The 17490-nt window shown below is 36.5% G+C and carries 15 protein-coding genes and 1 other RNA gene; 1 reads left to right on the forward strand and 15 read right to left on the reverse strand.

Going from position 1 to position 17490, the window contains the following annotated elements; genetic code table 11:
* Positions 1–33: 33 nt before the first annotated feature.
* The 3 genes from IV87_RS03780 to IV87_RS03790 form a co-directional block, all read right to left on the reverse strand.
* On the reverse strand, positions 34–1137 hold the full coding sequence (locus IV87_RS03780; protein WP_057805641.1) for a hypothetical protein: 1104 nt from the start codon (positions 1135–1137) through the stop codon (positions 34–36).
* Between the two features lie 206 nt (positions 1138–1343).
* On the reverse strand, positions 1344–3029 hold the full coding sequence (gene rnjA, locus IV87_RS03785) for a ribonuclease J1 (RefSeq protein WP_057805643.1): 1686 nt from the start codon (positions 3027–3029) through the stop codon (positions 1344–1346).
* A gap of 221 nt (positions 3030–3250) precedes the next feature.
* Entirely contained in the window at positions 3251–4114 is an 864-nt protein-coding gene (locus IV87_RS03790; protein ID WP_057805674.1) for a DegV family protein, read from the reverse strand.
* Between the two features lie 203 nt (positions 4115–4317).
* Here IV87_RS03790 and IV87_RS03795 point away from each other — a divergent pair, with 203 nt between their 5' ends.
* A complete protein-coding gene (locus IV87_RS03795; RefSeq protein WP_057805645.1) occupies positions 4318–6015 on the forward strand; it encodes an NFACT RNA binding domain-containing protein in 1698 nt (565 codons plus the stop codon).
* A gap of 70 nt (positions 6016–6085) precedes the next feature.
* On the opposite strand, the gene IV87_RS03800 is transcribed toward IV87_RS03795, so the two are convergent.
* The 12 genes from IV87_RS03800 to IV87_RS03850 all read right to left on the reverse strand — a co-directional run bounded on the left by IV87_RS03800 (position 6086) and on the right by IV87_RS03850 (position 17469).
* On the reverse strand, positions 6086–8548 hold the full coding sequence (locus tag IV87_RS03800; RefSeq protein ID WP_057805648.1) for an ATP-binding protein: 2463 nt from the start codon (positions 8546–8548) through the stop codon (positions 6086–6088).
* Between the two features lie 2 nt (positions 8549–8550).
* Positions 8551–9633, reverse strand: coding sequence for a carbamoyl phosphate synthase small subunit (locus IV87_RS03805; protein WP_057805650.1), 1083 nt, complete (start codon positions 9631–9633; stop codon positions 8551–8553).
* An 18-nt stretch (positions 9634–9651) separates the two neighbouring features.
* Entirely contained in the window at positions 9652–10188 is a 537-nt protein-coding gene (gene pyrR / locus IV87_RS03810) for a bifunctional pyr operon transcriptional regulator/uracil phosphoribosyltransferase PyrR (RefSeq protein ID WP_057805651.1), read from the reverse strand.
* A 113-nt stretch (positions 10189–10301) separates the two neighbouring features.
* On the reverse strand, positions 10302–11213 hold the full coding sequence (locus IV87_RS03815) for an RluA family pseudouridine synthase (RefSeq protein WP_057805652.1): 912 nt from the start codon (positions 11211–11213) through the stop codon (positions 10302–10304).
* Positions 11214–11215: 2 nt separating this feature from the next.
* Positions 11216–11671 (reverse strand): signal peptidase II, encoded by a 456-nt coding sequence (lspA, locus tag IV87_RS03820; RefSeq protein WP_057805653.1) that lies wholly within the window; start codon positions 11669–11671, stop codon positions 11216–11218.
* Positions 11672–11690: 19 nt separating this feature from the next.
* Positions 11691–13349: a formate--tetrahydrofolate ligase gene (locus IV87_RS03825; protein WP_057805654.1), complete on the reverse strand. Its 1659-nt coding sequence runs from the start codon at positions 13347–13349 to the stop codon at positions 11691–11693.
* A 4-nt stretch (positions 13350–13353) separates the two neighbouring features.
* Positions 13354–13761: an EbsA family protein gene (locus IV87_RS03830; protein ID WP_236698963.1), complete on the reverse strand. Its 408-nt coding sequence runs from the start codon at positions 13759–13761 to the stop codon at positions 13354–13356.
* Positions 13762–13776: 15 nt separating this feature from the next.
* The gene (locus IV87_RS03835) at positions 13777–14871 is read right to left on the reverse strand and encodes an NAD(P)/FAD-dependent oxidoreductase (RefSeq protein WP_057805656.1); all 1095 of its coding nucleotides are present in this window, start codon (positions 14869–14871) and stop codon (positions 13777–13779) included.
* A 1-nt stretch (position 14872) separates the two neighbouring features.
* A complete protein-coding gene (locus tag IV87_RS03840; RefSeq protein WP_057805657.1) occupies positions 14873–16030 on the reverse strand; it encodes a THUMP domain-containing class I SAM-dependent RNA methyltransferase in 1158 nt (385 codons plus the stop codon).
* A gap of 78 nt (positions 16031–16108) precedes the next feature.
* Positions 16109–16482, reverse strand: an RNA gene (gene rnpB / locus IV87_RS10885) — RNase P RNA component class B.
* Between the two features lie 12 nt (positions 16483–16494).
* Positions 16495–16836 (reverse strand): cell division regulator GpsB, encoded by a 342-nt coding sequence (gene gpsB / locus IV87_RS03845; RefSeq protein ID WP_057782372.1) that lies wholly within the window; start codon positions 16834–16836, stop codon positions 16495–16497.
* A 63-nt stretch (positions 16837–16899) separates the two neighbouring features.
* Complete coding sequence (locus tag IV87_RS03850; RefSeq protein ID WP_057805658.1) at positions 16900–17469, reverse strand: SLOG family protein; 570 nt, start codon at positions 17467–17469, stop codon at positions 16900–16902.
* Positions 17470–17490 lie beyond the last annotated feature (21 nt).

Genomic DNA, 17490 nt, shown 5'->3' on the forward strand with positions numbered 1-17490 from the left:
GGATCTTCAGATGAAGATCCTTTTTAGATTGAATTATTTTTTGCTACTAGAACTAGCTGTTTTACTACTTGTTGAGGAAGACTTACTTGCACTAGTGGAACTGCTCTTACTGGTACTTGATGAACTACTTGTTGAACTTGCTTTAGAGCTGCTACTACTGTTATTAGATGTGCTGCTGTAATATGAAGAGCTACTACTGCTTGGAGCACTGTAACTACTATAACTGTAGCTTGAAGAACTTAAAGCTGCTGCTGAGGAAGATGATGCCGCTGCTGCAGCAGACGATGATGCTGAAGATGCTAATGAAGATGATTCGCTAGCCTGTTTCTTACGATAAGTTTTAACAGCTTTTTCAACGCGAGTCAGATCATTGCTAGCCATTTCAAAATTTGGATACTTGTTTAGCTTATCTAGTAAACTGTTAAGTTCGGAACTTGTAACTGTAGATGTTAGTGCACCACTCTTACCATTCTTAAACAATCTATTAGTTTGCTTGTGTAACTTGCTAACCGCTTTTGCCTTTACTTCAAGTGACGTTAATTTCTTATTATATTCACTATAAAAACCGGAAAAGTCTGATTCAAAACTTGAAGATTTCAAATCTTGTAGTAAACTTGTAACTTTTGTCCCCGTGGTAGAAGTTCGATAGTTGCTACCATTTTTTAGGTTTTCAACTTTTTGTCGAAATGCAACCGCACTTTTTCCCAAACTAGCTAACTGACTGTATTGGTTTGCTTCCGTATTATTACGGACTTTTTTGGCATCTGCAGCTAATTCTGTCATTTGGAGACTTGTCGCACTATCTGTAATATTATCACGATCTGAATTAAAGCTTTTTTGAACGATCTTCTCGGCATTAGCTTGTGCCTGATTACCACTAGATCGATGTACAAAGAATACAATAGCTCCAACTAACACAGCTAAAATTAAAACAATCCAAAGCCACTTTTTAGATCCTTTTTTTCCGGTCTTTTTTTTAGGTGGTTTAGGACCAGTCACAGGTGGTTTCTTTGGCATTTTTTTTGAAACCCTTTTTTGCCGTTTTTTTGCTTCTTTTTGTTGTTCCTTTGCTTTTAGTCGGTCCATTCTTGAACTGGGTACAGACCAATCGTTGTTATTATTATTAATAGTCATCATCTTCCTAACCTTATAAACTGAATGTACAGTTTAAAAACTGTTTATAGTTTCAATTTAACATTTTTCGAATTGAACAACCAGCATGAACCTCATTTTTTATAAAAAGTTTTGTTAAATTAGCATCAAAACAAAAAATCTTCAAAAATGAGTAATTTCTTTGCTCACATTGAAGATTCGTTTGCTAACTCATAAGCTCAGCACTTATTTTATTCAAAAATTAACATAGGAACAATCATAGGGCTTCGTTCAGTCTTTTGATACAGAAATTCCTGAAGATCATCGATAATATTGCTGCTGAAATCTTTTTCTGTTGGATGAGCCTTTTCCTTCATAGTATTCAATAATGAACGAAAAGCAGCTTTGTTAGTATCGTGAATTAATTCATTAGATTCACGCATATAAATGAAACCACGAGAAATGGTATCTGGACCAGCAGTAATTCGGTGCTTTTTAATATTAATCGTAGCTACAGCTGTAACTACTCCCTCACTTGCTAGAATAGTTCGATCACTTAAAATTTGTGAACTGACATTATCATTAATATCCGCATCATTCAAATAAACATCGCCAGCACTGAAATGATCCGCAATTCTCGCACTATCACGAGTTAAGGCTAAGACATCGCCATTTTTCATAATAAAGCAGTTGTCTTCTGGAACTCCAGTTTGTTCTGCCAACTTTTTATGAATCATTTGCATTCGATACTCGCCATGACAAGGCATAAAGAATTTTGGTTTGATTAATCGCAACATCAGCTTTTGATCCTCTTGACCACCATGACCAGAAGTATGAATATTGTTTACCTTACCGTGGATAACCGTCACGCCAGCTTCATCCAATTTATTAATTAAATTATTTACGCTAACTGTGTTACCAGGAATTGGATTGCTTGAAAATACGACGGTATCATCTGGTTGTAAACTAATTTGACGATGAGTACCATTAGCAATTCGGCTTAAAGCTGCCATTGGTTCACCTTGAGAACCAGTACACAAGATCATCAATTTGTTTGCTGGGAGATTATTTAACTCTTGAGCATCTACCAAGGACTCCTCAGGAATGTTCAAATAACCAAGTTTTTGCCCCGCTTCAATGGCATTTTCCATACTCCGACCAAAAATAGCAATCTTACGTCCTTGAGCCAGAGCTGCCTCACATGCTTCTCTAACTCGATATACATTAGAAGCAAAAGTGGCAAAAATAATTCGACCCTGAATTTCAGTAAAAATGCGTTTGATACTCTGTTCAACAAATCGTTCAGATTTAGTAAACGTTGGTCGTTCAGCATTCGTACTATCAGACATTAATAATAATGAATCCTTACCACCAATAGCTGCCATCTTTTGGAAATCTGGTGATGGTAGATCGCCTACCGGAGTCAGATCAAATTTAAAATCACCGGTCTGAACGACGGTTCCTTGTGGAGTGTGTACTGCAATTCCTAGGGTATCAGGAATTGAATGGGTAGTTCTAAAGAAAGAAACTGATAATTTTCGGAATTTTAAAACCGTATCTTCTTGTAATTCGTGCAATTCGGTTGTTCGTAATAAATTATGTTCCTTTAATTTTCCCTTAATTAATTCCGAAGCAAACGGACCAGCCCAAATGGGTACATTTAATTTTTGTAAGAAAAATGGAATCCCACCAATGTGGTCTTCATGTCCATGGGTGATAACTAACGCTTTGATTTTCTTCTGATTTTCAATCAAGAACTGATAATCTGGAATAATGTAATCTACACCGAGTAATTCATCTTCGGGAAATTTAATCCCACAATCGATAATGACAATCTCATCTTGGTACTGAACACAGTACATATTTTTACCGATTTCGCCTAATCCACCAACTGCATAGACAGCGACTTCGTTATTTTTAACCTTTAATTTACGCATAAAAAACTCCTTCTTTTAAATAAACCCTAATAACCCGCATAAAGATTATTAGTGCTTTTTACGATCATAATAATTTTTTTCATGGCGAACATTTCTCACCATTCCGATTGTATTAAATTAACCTTATCACATTCCCCTTCAGTTCACAACAAAAGTACTAGTCCTTTTAAAGAATAATAATAAAAAAAACTCAAGTAAAATTAACTTGAGTCCTACTGATTTTATGATCGGGTATAATCCTCTAACCACGCTAATGCAAGTGCCTTTTCACCCAGATGAGCACCAATCACTGGGCCAAAATAACTAATATCAATTGGCAAATCTGGATACTTTGATTGAAGTTTCTCTTGCCATTTCAAAGCTGCTGGTTCATCATTTGCATGAATAATAATTGCTCGTATTGGATAATCCAAATTTTCCTTACTTTTAGCAAATAACTCTTCAACTCGTGCTAAGGCTTTTTTTGTTGATCTAACTTTTTCAAAAGCGACAATTTCGTGCGCATCATTAAAAGTTAAAATGGGTTTAATTTTTAACAAACCACCAATAAAAGCTGAAGCGTTTGATAAACGGCCACCACGAACCAGATTTTGTAGATCGTCAACAATAAAATACTCACCAAATGTCGAACGTAATTGATTTAATCTTTTTAGGATTTCATCTGGTTCCTGTTCACTGCGGGCCATTCTTGCAGCCTCCAGTACTAGGGAGCCCATTAGTCGAACCGTAATCTCCGAATCGTAAACATAAACGTTTAACCCATCAATTTCGTCTTTAATAGAGTCTAAGCTGCTAACAAAACCAGAAATTGTGCTCGCTAAATGAATACTAATAACGTTTTCATAGCCCTCATCACGCAATTTTTTATATAATTCAATCATTTTACCTAGCGGCGGTTGAGTCGTACTAGGAAACGATCCTGATGTTTTTAGTTTTTGATAAAACTCTTCATTAGTAATGTCAACGCCTTCATCATAACTTTTACCATCAATCACGACAGGAATTGGCACAATAGTAATATTATTTTCCGATATTTCTCTTGCTGATAAGTAACAGGTGCTATCTGTTACAATAGCCGTTTTCATGTGAACACCAACTTTTGTTTTTAAAATTAATATTTCCATGATAGCATAATTTTATAAATTTTCAAAAAGCTATCCTTATTTATTAGATATTTTTTACAGTTTTAATCTCTGCAAGTCATTTTCAAACTTAGTTTATCACATTTTACCTAGACACTGGTATACTAGATATTAACAGTTTATTCGAGAAGAAAGTAGGTTTCAATATGTCTTTTGACGGTTCCTTTACACATGCCATGGTTCATGAATTAAATGATTTATTAACAAGTGGTCGCATCACAAAAATACATCAGCCTTATGAAAATGAAGTAATTATTACATTCCGAGCAAATCGAAAAAATTATCCAGTTTTGCTTTCGGCACATCCAAACTACGCCCGAGTTCAGATTACTAATATTCCTTACGCTAACCCCGCCGTCCCGACTAACTTTGCGATGATGTTAAGAAAATACCTGGATGGTGCTATTTTAAACAATATTCACCAAGTTGAAAATGATCGAATTATCAATTTTTCGTTTTCTAAACGCAATGAATTGGGTGACACAGAAGAGCTACTGTTGGCCGTTGAAATTATGGGTCGAAGAAGTAACATCGTCTTGCTTAATAACACCACAAAAGTAATTTTAGATACTATTAAACACATTAATGCAGACCAAAACCGTTATCGTTTGTTGCTGCCAGGTGCCACCTATATCACCCCACCAAGCCAAAACAAACTCAATCCTTTTACAGATACAAGTCAGGCATATGCAAAAGCACTTACAGAGTTTCCTAATCAAGAGGTTTTAGCAAATGAGTTACGCCGAATTTATCAGGGATTAAATAAAGATACAAGTTTAGAGTTAGCAAACTATCTTCATCAGCACAATGACAATAATGCTTTCAATGAATTTTTTGCAAAATTTGATCAGCCTCAACCAGTGATGATCACGAAAAAACAGAAATCAAGTTTTACTGCGTTTCCGTATGCAACTTTAGAAGGTAAAGAACACTCATTTTCTACCTTGAGTGAATTGCTTGATGCCTTTTATGTGGCAAGAGCTCAGCATGACCGTGTTCTTCAAAAAGCGGGTAATTTAGTCCATGTCGTTAAAAATGATTTGAAAAAAAATCGGACTAAACTTAAAAAACTGAATCAAACACTGACCAGTTCTGAACAAGCTGATGGTTATAAGATTAAGGGCGAAATTCTAACAACTTATTTAAATAAAATTAAACGTGGCATGACGACAATTACGCTTCCTAATTTTTATGATGATAATCGTGACATTAAAATTTCACTTTCAAATCAAATTTCACCCTCTCAAAATGCACAAAAGTATTTTAAAAAATATCAAAAGGCAAAAAATGCTGTGCACTTTGTTTCAGAACAACTTACAAAAACCAAAGAGGAAATTAACTATTTAGACAATATCATGACTCAAATCGAACTTGCCAATCCGCAAGATTTAGATGAAATTCGTGAAGAATTAGAAAAAGAGGGCTACCTAAAAGTCAATCAAAAGAAGAGAAAACAAAAACGACCGCAAGTAAGCAAACCAGAAACATTTTATGCATCTGATGGCACTCAAATTTCTGTTGGGAAAAACGATACTCAAAATGATCGTTTAACTTTAAAAACTGCCAAAAAGACTGATATTTGGTTACACACACAGAAGATCCCCGGTTCCCATGTCATCATTCATGACGCTAACCCTTCGGAACAAACCCTTACGGAAGCGGCAACGTTGGCGGCCTACTTTTCAAAGGCACAGCAATCAGCCCATGTTCCAGTCGATTATGTAGCAGTTAAACGTGTTCACAAACCAAACGGTGCTAAACCTGGGCTTGTAATCTATGAAGGTCAAAATACGTTAATTGTTGATCCTGATGAGCAACTGGTAAATGAATTAAAAAAAGATTAATTTAGATTAAAAATCCTGTAGATCAGCTCAAATGTTGTCGTCTACAGGATTTTTGCGTGTTTAATTTTATTTATTGTTGTGTGCGAGTAATTTTAGCCCCAATTGCTAATGAAAATGGTGCATTTTGTGGTTGCGGAATTTGTAACTGTTCATATGGAAAAACATGTTCTAATTTCAGTTGCGTACCAGCACTAGTTAATTTTAGTTTTGATTCACAATCCGAATAATTCAAACTCAGTTTAACCATATCCGCCACTAAATCATAGTTTAACGCATAAGTCATAAAGGGAATATCCTGCACTGCTAATGGAATCGTACCTGTTACAATTAAGTGACTTCCCTCTTGTTTAAACATGACTGAATAAATACCTTCGTCTTGCTTACGAATTTCACTTTGTGTGATATGTTGTAATTTAGTAGCAATTTGTTTGCTTGCCATTGATGGAAAATGAAGACTCGCATCCGTGGCAGTATAAAAGCAACCCAGATTACGTTGTTTATCCCCATTTTTCTCTGCAACGACAAGATAATTGGATTCTACGTTTTCCGCTCTAGAAGTCCGTGACAATGGTAATTGCGTAATTTTTACACCAGCTGCACTCAGATCATTCACAATTTGCCACTTTCCTTGCGCAACTACATAATCTGGTTGTTCGCTATTAATAATATTCAAACAATTCTCAACAGTTAGTGGTTCAATATATAATTTATCTGCTAACCGGGGCAAAATTGAAATTGCATTTGGATTGTTATTGATTAAAATTGTTTCAAATCCTAAATCTCGACACGTTTGAATCATATGAACCGTTACATACTCGGCAGCGGCATTAGTGCCGACCTGATTATTGGCAGTCCCTAGAATAAATACTTTCGGTTTTTCACTAATTTGTGATTCATTTTCCGTTTCATAGGTTGTGTAATAACTACGATTATTGTAAGGAAATTCACCAGCAGTAGGTTCAATCCCCTTAAATGTTGGTCGAATTTGATTTTTCTCTCGAAATTTACGAACTTTTTCATCGGAAGATTTCCACAATTGCGCAATTTGTGAATCCCCATACCCATAAAACTTTGCTTTTCGTAAAACAGAAGCGTCAAACAAATTTTTACGAAGCTTTTTTTCAATCTGCACAATATGAATTAATTTATAAAAATAAAAAGCATCAATTTTAGTTAGTTCTGCTAGCTCTTCTACTTGATAACCTCGACGAATGGCTTCTAGTAAGTAAAATACCTCTCCGGCAGTTGGATGTACCAACACATTTATAAGCTGCCCTTCATTTAGTCGCGACTCATCTAATGCTGCTTGTTCTGAAGTGGTTGTTGAATCAACTGACCGAATTGCCTTTAAAATAGCTTCCTCTGTACTTCTACCGAACGCAATAACTGCCCCAGTTGACTTCATTCTGGTATTTAATTCTTGATTGGCATTCGCAAAACTAGCAAACGAAAATGTTGGAAAGCGAACCGCGATATGATCTAGAGTAGGTTCAATTAACGCTAAAGAATCATGTTGTCTTAGACCAGGAATCGTAATGTTTCTTAGATTTTTCCCTAAACTAATTTGCGTACAAACAAGCGCAACCGGATAACCAGTAGCACGCGCTGCAAAAGCCGTTGTTCGATCAAAATAAGGATTAACACGAATCACATAGTAATTACCTGTACTTTGATTTAAAGCAAATTGAACATGGCAAATACCACGAATTTTAAATTCTTGTGCAATTCGTAAAGCAGAAGAACGAATTGCTTGAAATTCTTGATCCGTAAGTGTTTGCGTTGGTGTAAACACAATAGAATCACCCGCATGAACGCCAACCGGATTAAAGTCTTCTGCTGCACAAATTAGCATCCTAGTATTTTCATTATCTCTTATAACGGTCATTTCAATTTCTTTAAAACCAACAATACTTTTTTCCACTGCAACTTGATGCGTAGTTGAAATCCGAAAAGCCGAAGCCAGAATTTGTTTTAATTGATGCTCATTTTCACATCTCACTCGGTTATTGTTACTTATAGCTGCCACAGGTTTTACAATTACCGGATACCCAATACGACGGACAAATTTAAGAACTTCATTAGTCTCGTTTAAAATATTGGTTGGAATATAGGGTTCGTGAATATTCTGTAAGATGCGATTTAATGCTTCTGGGTTCTGAGTATTAGCAATAGTTTTAAGACTAACGCCTAAAATTCGAATATTTAATTGCTCAAAAATTCCTGCCTCATCAAGTTGGTGAAGCAGTTGAAAAGTCGGAGTACCACCAAGCGTTGGAATCAGGCCATCAAAATCGTTATTTCGAAGTAGATTAATTAAAGAATTAGCATCTAAATCACTAATAACAAAGTGATTCGGATCCAAATAATCACCTGCCACTGAATTGGCATTGTTACTAACAAAAGTAACCTCTTTACCAGCCTCGTGAAGTACTTGAATAGTTTGTAAAGTCGCGGTCTCAAGTTCAGTATCCACACCTATTTCATTTGGACCGGAACCAATAATTAATATTTTTTGCAACTTTGTTCGTGCCATTTTTACCGCTCCATTCGAGTAGTCATAATTTCAATGAATTCATCAAACAATTCAGAACTTTCCAGTGGCCCTGGTGCACCATCTGGGAAGAATTGAACACTAAAAGCCGGAAAGTCACGATGTCTTAATCCTTGTACCGACTGATCAACTAAATCAATATGCGTAGTCAGCATCTTATTGCGATCAATTGAATCTCGATCAACTGTGTATCCCTGTCCTTGAGACGCATAAAAAATTTCATCCGTAATAATTGACAAGATTGGATGATTATCACCATGATGTTCAAACTGAAGCGGTTTAACCTTAGCACCGTTTGCCATCGCAAATAATTCATGGCCTAATCCAATTGCAAACAAAGGAATTCTTTGTTCTACTTCCGAAATCATACTTGTAAGAGACTCCGGTAAGTCTGCTGGACTACCTGGTCCAGTCGACAGAATGACACCGTCTGGATCAAGGTCGAAAATCTGTTCCGCTGTACAAGAATATGGCAGAACCGTTACGTTACAATTTCGTTGACTTAACTGCCTCAAAATTCCATGTTTTAATCCTAAATCAACAACGACCACATTTAATCCAGTTCCAGGATTGGGATAAGCTTTTGGTGTTGAAACCTGACTAACCTGTTGATTAGTCAACACAATGGCATTTAATTGATCAAAGGCATGTGCCAAATCTTTAACAGGATCAACAATGCTGCCCTTCACAGTTCCTTTTGATCGTAACTTATGAATTAATGCGCGTGTATCAATGCCGCTAATTCCAGGAATGTTTTGAATTTTTAAAAACTCATCTAATGATAGTCTTCTTTGACGGTTAGTTGACACATCTGCCACGTCACGAACAATAACACCTTTACACGTTGGCTCAATTGATTCATAACTTGCTCGATCAATTCCATATCCACCAATTGACGGTTGAGAAAAAACAATAATTTGATTATGGTAAATCTGATTCGTGATAATTTGTTGGTAACCAGTAGCACTTGTATTGAAAACAACTTCTCCAAAAGTAGTTGCCGGTGATCCAAAAGCTTGACCACGATAGACCGTGCCATCATCTAAAATCAAATAGCGCTCACTCACGGTCCTCACCTCATTTGACTATTTGCCGTTTACAATTTTGACAGAATCTTCTTCATCAATTTCCGAAACTGAAACTTCGATTTTTTCATTTTGTGCAGTAGGAATGTTTTTACCCACAAAATCTGCTCGAATTGGCAGTTCTCGATGACCACGATCCACCAAAATTGCTAGATTAATACGTTTTGGACGGCCAATATCCATAATTGCATCCATAGCAGCTCTAATTGTGCGTCCAGTATATAATACGTCATCCACCAGAATAACTTTTTTTCCTTCTAAACTAAATTCAAAATGCGGCTTTCCCGGAAGCTTTGAATCGTTATCTAATTGATGAACATCATCACGGTAAGCAGTTACATTCAGTTCCCCAACAGGTACCTCAACATTTTCCAATTGTTTCAATCGTTCCGCAATCCGTTGCGCTAAAAATACACCTCGTGTTTTAATCCCAATTATGACTAAATCTTCTACACCACGATTACGTTCAATAATTTCATATGTAATTCGAGTTAATGCTCTTTTCATTGCCATGGTATCCATGATTTCTTTTTCCAAGATGATCAACTTCCCTTCTAAAATAAAGGCGAAACAAATTTACATTTGCTTCGCAAAAAACTTTCAAATCCATATCCATATTCAACAGTTAAAAGCGCTATCACGAATTAACTTTAACCATGTTCAGTTTGAGTGTCAAGCCATTTGAGTGTCTTTTCAAACACAGCTGGTAATGGCGCTTTAAATTCAAGATATTCTCCCGTAGTTGGTTGTTTAAAACCTAACACACTTGCATGAAGAAATTGCCCATTTCCTTTTAATGTTTTTCGAGGCCCATAAAGGGGGTCACCAGCAACCGGATGTTCAATATATTTCAAATGAACTCGAATTTGGTGTGTTCTTCCCGTCTCTAACTTACATTGAATAAGTGTATATTTACCATACCGTTTAAGTACTTTAAAATGCGTGACGGCTGGCCGTCCATCAGCAACAATAGCCTGTTTTTTTCGATCCTTTGGTGATCGACCGATTGGCGCATCAATCGTACCCCGATCTTCTTTAATATTACCATGCACTAATGCAATATATAACCTTGTATTGGTTTTCGCTTTTAACTGTGCCGATAAGCTTTGCTGAGCGTGATCGTTTTTAGCTACCATTAATAAACCAGAAGTATCCTTATCAATTCGATGAACAATTCCTGGTCTGGTTGTCCCATTAATAGTTGAAAGTGGGCTATGATAGAGTAATGCATTTACCAGTGTATGATTGGGGTGTCCTGCGGCCGGATGAACCACCATACCTTGTGGCTTATTCACCACAATAACATCTTTATCTTCGTACACAATGTCCAAAGAAATATTTTCGGGTTCCAAATCAAGCGGTTGAACATCCTCATCTTGAATTTCAATCTTATCTCCGGAACGAACATTGTATTTATTCTTTATTTTTTCAGAATTAACTAAAATAAGATTCTTTTTAATTAAATTTTGAATATGAGAACGTGTTAAATCTGGAAAGGCATCTGCCAACACTTTATCAATTCTGCCATGTTGGTTCTGAATAACAAGCTCATGCGTTAACATTTTTAACCCTCCAATTGATCTTCCTTGAGAATGGCAATAAAAAGTACAATGACGCCAATAGTTAATGCAAAATCAGCAACGTTAAAAATCGGAAAATTTATAAAATCAAGTTGAAACATATCAACAACATATTTCATTCTGAGTCGATCAATAAAGTTTCCAAAAGCACCAGCAATAATTAAACTTAAGCTAATTTGATAAAGCCAATGTCCCCTCGTTCGATACAAGAAATAGATTAAAACTGCTAATGCAACAAGTGTAATCAAATAAAAAAAAGTTGTCTTCCCTTCAAGAATACTCCATGCTGCACCGTCATTTCGAATATTAGTCAGCGAAAAAAGTCCAGGAATGACTTGATGAACGGTGTTGATATCAATATTGGCCACAATCCAAAATTTAACAAACTGGTCTAGTAGCACTACTGCTAAAATAATTAAAAAATCTATGGCAAATAACATGTTCAGACCTCATTCCATATCAAAATAATCCGCTAATTTTACCATCATCACTGATATCAATATCTAGTGCTGCTGGATGTTTTGGTAAACCGGGCATTGTTAAAATATTACCTGTCATCGCAACAATAAAGCCCGCCCCCAATTTAGGCACAAAAGATTTTACGTGAATAGTAAAGTCTGTGGGAGCCCCTAATAGTTTAGGATCGTCTGACAATGAATACTGAGTTTTTGCCATACAAACAGGAAGTTTATCCCAACCAAATTTTTTAAACCTTTTAAGCTGATTAGTTGCTTTTTTAGAGTATTCAACATTTGCACCACCATAAATCTTCGTTACAATTGTTTGAATTTTTTCTGTGAGCTCCGAATTTGATGCATAAAGTGGTTTAAATTTTTTAGGTTGTTCAACCGTTTTAATAAGAGTTTGCGCCAGTTCCAATGCACCTTGACCACCTTTTGCCCACACATCGGTATCCAAAGCCTGAACTCCCATCTCAGCACAAACCTTTTGAACATAGCTAATTTCTTGCTCTGTATCCTGAGTAAAACGATTAATTGCAACAACTACAGGGACGCCATACTGGGCCATACTACGAATATGATGTTTAAGATTAGCAATACCTTTTTTTAGAGCATTCAAATTTTCGGACGCTAAATCTGCTAATGCTTGTCCACCATTAAGCTTCATTGCTTTAATAGTGGCTACAATCACAATTGTGTCTGGCATTTTCTTTAAAACCGGAGTTTTGATATCAAGAAATTTTTCAGCACCTAAATCGGCACCAAATCCAGCCTCAGTAATTGTATAATCAGCCAAATTTAAAGCGGTTTGGGTGGCAAGTACACTGTTACATCCATGTGCAATGTTAGCAAAAGGACCACCATGCACAATGGCTGGAGTATGTGCGAGAGTTTGAACTAAATTAGGTTTAATTGCATCTTTCAATAAAGTTGCAATGGCTCCACCAACATTGAGGTCCTTAACCGTTACCGGTCTGCGATCATGAGTATATCCAATTACAATTCGATTAATTCTTGCTTTTAAATCATGAAGGTTTTCTGAAAGGCATAAAATGGCCATTAATTCGCTGGCAACCGTAATATCAAACCCATCTTCACGTGGAACACCTTGAACTGGACCACCTAATCCGATCACAATTTTTCGAAGTGCACGATCATTTATATCTAAAGCTCGTTTCCAAACAATTCTTCGTTGATCAATTCCAAGAGCGTTCCCTTGCTGAATATGATTATCAATTAAAGCAGCTAAAGTATTGTTTGCGGTCGTCAAGGCGTGCATGTCCCCTGTAAAATGCAAGTTAATATCTTCCATAGGCACAACTTGCGCATAACCACCACCAGTGGCACCACCCTTCATTCCCATCACAGGTCCCAAGGACGGCTCACGAAGTGCAATAATTGCTTTTTTTTGTAGCAAAGTAAACGCGTCACCTAATCCTACAGTAACTGTCGATTTCCCCTCACCAGCAGGAGTAGGATTAATCGAAGTAACTAAAATCAGTTTTCGTTTAGTTGAATTCTTTATCTGTAAAGGCAATTTGATTTTGGCTTTATATGACCCATATTGTTCAATATCATCCTCTGTAAGGCCAATCTTTTCAGCAATCTTTACAATTTTATCCATTTTTACATCTTGTGCAATTTCAATATCTGTCATTTAATTACCCCGCAATTTCAGCATGATTATTTTTTAAGATTTGTAATAACTGTTCACGATCCTTTTTTGAAAGGTAAAAGAATCGTTGATCCGAATTATAAACAAACTGGATGCCAAATTTAGTTGCTTTAGTTGCCTGAATATCCATCATATTAATCGTTAACCAATTCTTTTGTAAAGTTCGATTGATAATTAATTGATTACCTTGAACCATAATCGAACGAGTCAAATATTGGACGATACAAATAATGACAAATGCAACAAAAAAGCCTGCTGTAATCCAATTAAAATGTGTGACTTCAAGCCAAAAAATAATTCCCATGATGAGAACCAGTAGTGTCCATGACCAAGACGAAACACTTGCTAAAAAAGCAGGTTGATAATAAAAATTTGTTTTTGAGGGCTGCATCATTCATCACTATCCTTTTTAAGAAAAATAAGTTGAAATTCTCTTTTGATAATTTGAAAAATCATTTGTCGTGCTTAGCAGTGAAACCATTAAATTAGCAATTAGTGGGCCGGTCGTCAAACCAGATGAACCCAATCCAGATGCCACTAAAATACGGGGATCATTGGGTAGTTGTCCGAAAAACGGTGAAAAGTCATCCGTAAAAGCACGTGTACCAACTCTGGTAGCAATTAAATCATCTTTCGATAAACGATTATCAATTCTTTTAGCACTCTCAAAAAGATCTTCAAGCGCTTCTTGAGTAAATTTTAAATCAAAACCAGCATCATTTTCATGAGTTGCGCCAATAATCAAACGGCCAGCACCGATTGGCATAAAATCCTTTTCGCTTTCTGGCATTAAAACTGGTGCTAACACATCATCTTGGTAGTGAGGTACTTGTAATTCAATTAATTGTCCTTTTTGTGGATGTACATGTACTTCATATCCTAGGGGTGCCAGCAATTTCTTAATGCCAGCACCAGCACATACAATGATTGTATCAAATTGGCGAGTATCTTTTCCAACTTGAATCGTTTGATTATTAAGCAGTTCGGCTTTTTGCCTAATAATTTGAACACCATTTTGCTCACTGAGTCGTAAAAGATGCTTCACAAAACGGTTACCATCAATTCGTGCTCCACCGCTAATAAAAATTCCTTGAAGGTCAGCCGTCACAAGTGGTAATCGTTTTTGAATTTCTTGTGCAGTTACACGCTGAATTGTTCCCATTTCTGGTGCGGTTAGCTTTCGTTTGTTAGCTAAGTCTTCCAATTCGTTTAACGCAGCGGTTTCTTTTCTGGTGACAATGGTACCTGACTGAAGATAGGTTTTAGAATCCATGTGGGTTTCTTTTGCTAATTTGGCAATGTAAGTCGCCCCATCTTTAGCAAGTGCATACCACTGTTTATTGCGTCGTTTTGACAACCACGGTGAAATAATGCCAGCAGCTGCCTTAGTTGCCTGTCCATCTGCAGAATCATATAAAGTAACTGAATTTTTTTCATCTTTACTCAATAGGTATGCAGCAGTTGCACCCACAATACCTCCACCAATAATTGCAATTTCTTTCATACTAGTTTACTTCACGCTTTCCTTCATGATGCCAAATCGGCTTACCCCAATATTGGAAATAGTCCGTTCTTAGTGCCCCATTATAAAGCTTACGTTTTTTGGTAGCTTGACTACCATAGAATCTTTCAAATTCTAAATCACTGGTTAGAATATACTTGCTCCACGTTTTTAATGGTTTGTAAACCATGCCCATTTCGTGATATAACTTACGGACACTTTCTTGATCACTCAAACGTTGTCCATACGGAGGATTGGCAACAATCACGCCATTAAGTTTTTCGGATTTAAAATCCTTAACAGCCATTTGTTTAAATGAAATCACATCTCCCAAACCGGCTTCAAGTGCGTTTCGCTTGGAAATATTAATCATATTTTGGTCAATATCATAGCCAGTTATATCAAGTTCCACGTCATAGTTAGCCTGAGCATCAGCTTCATCGCGTAATTTTTCACTCACTTCTGCAGGAACCCAATCCCACTTTTCGCAAATAAAATTACGATTAAACCCTGGAGCAATGTTTTGCCCAATCAAAGCAGCCTCAATTGGAATTGTTCCCGAGCCACATACTGGGTCAATAAACGGCATATCTGGCTTCCAACTTGTTAATAATACTAAAGCTGCTGCCATGTTTTCCTTTAATGGTGCACCACCCTTATCAATTCGATACCCACGTTTGAATAAACTGTCTCCCGTCGTATCTAGAGTGAGTTGAACTTGATCCTTATTAATGGCAACTTCTATAGGATAGACTGCTCCTGTTTCAGGCAGACGAGTTCGACGATGGTAAGTGTCAGAAAGTTGATTGACAATTGCTTTTTTTACAATTGCCTGCGCATCTGGAACACTATGTAGTTGGGAATTTCTAGATCTTCCCTCAACCGGAAAACTAGCATCAATTGGTAACAATTGATCCCAATCTACTTTTTTTGTTTGTTCAAAAAGAGAATCAAAAGTTTTAGCCTCAAATTCACTAACAACTATTTTGATACGATCTGCCGTTCTGAGCCAAAGATTGGTTTTCAAAATGTCTTCAATGGTTCCCTCAAAACGAACTCGTCCGTTTTCTACTTGAACTTCATAACCAAGTTCACGTAATTCCTTACCTACTAGTGCCTCAATGCCACTCGCACAAGTAGCCATTAATTCAAATTTTTGCATATATTTCACCTTTGTTTTTTAATCTAAAAAAAACTAGGATAAAAGCGAACTTCTACCCTAGTCTCCTGAAATGTAAATCTCTATAAGCCATGTTTTGTCCAAAATGAATTCTCAGGTTCAATTCAAATTTGGGTAATCATCTATCTCCAGGTGAAACACCTGCCCCCACATTTAGTTCAATTCCAGATGTGAAGCGCCCCTACCAATGTTTGGGTTGCCCGCTCGTGGGGTTTACCGCGTTCCATCAATACAATTTCTCGTATTGCTGCGTTTCTGTGGCACCTTAGGGAACATAAGAACATAGTCGAAACCTTAGTTCTGTATTCCGCCGTTATCTCAAAAGAGATACCTCAGCTTATTTTTTCACCGAGCACGAACACTACAAGCATCTCAGCTTGTGCGGGCATGGACTTTCCTCAGCCTACAAAAGTAGACCGCAATTACCCGAGATTTACAAAGTGTAATTAAATTCGATGTGATTCATTTTCGCCATTATCAAGCTGTGAACCGAACACCCGACGTTCCAAATTTGAAAGTCGTTTAAGAATATCCATGTTGGTTGCACTATTGACAGGCTGTGTACTAGAAGTAGTTTTACCTACAGAAACTTGTTTTGTTAACTCGTCAATCTTATCAAGTAATCTTTCATTTTCATCCTTTAATTGTTGAATGTTTTTTGAAAAGGTTTCATAATCCTTGATAACTGAATCCAAATAGGTATCAACATCTGCTGGATCGTAGCCACGCATCTTAGGTTTAAATTCTTTTTGCAAAATATCTTTTGGAGTAAGATTTATGTTATCCATATTTAACACCTCATACATAATTATTGTAATATCCGCGTAACACGTGTTCCATTGTATCAGACTTTAATCCAAATTAAAACTATTGTTCTGATTTTCTGTGTATTCTTCTGCAGCTTCTTGCAGATCCTCAAAATCTATTAACTCCAACGGATACGGATGATTTTCACGCCATTTTTGAATAACTTCGTAATCATATTTTGTTTTTCCGGGATGCTCTGGGTCATATAGCAAAATTGCCTGATCAGTATGCGCCAGCATAAAGTGTTGATAGGTTTTTAACTGTTGTGGTGCTTGATACGGATTATGACTCACACTATCTGTAAAGTCTGCTTTTGTTAAGATTTGGGAAAGTTTCGCTTGATTATTTTCATTCCACTGTTGCCCAAATTCAGTAAAGGGTAACATAACCGCAATTTTAAAATCAGGATATTCCTTTTTTAATTGCACGCCAGCTTCAGTGGCCCATTGTTCAACTCCTAATTGAGCTCCCGTAATTAGCCAATCGGTTCCTGATTCAAGGCGATTTTTAAGTGCTTGTTTAATAACATTTTTAATAATTAATAACTTAGGGTCTTTATCATTAAATATTTCTAATTCGTAACTTCTATATCCCGTAATCCAAACGCGACTCATTATGGATTCCTCCAAATTTTA

The sequence above is a fragment of the Pediococcus ethanolidurans genome (assembly GCF_001437405.1).
GTDB classification, from domain to species: Bacteria; Bacillota; Bacilli; order Lactobacillales; family Lactobacillaceae; genus Pediococcus; species Pediococcus ethanolidurans.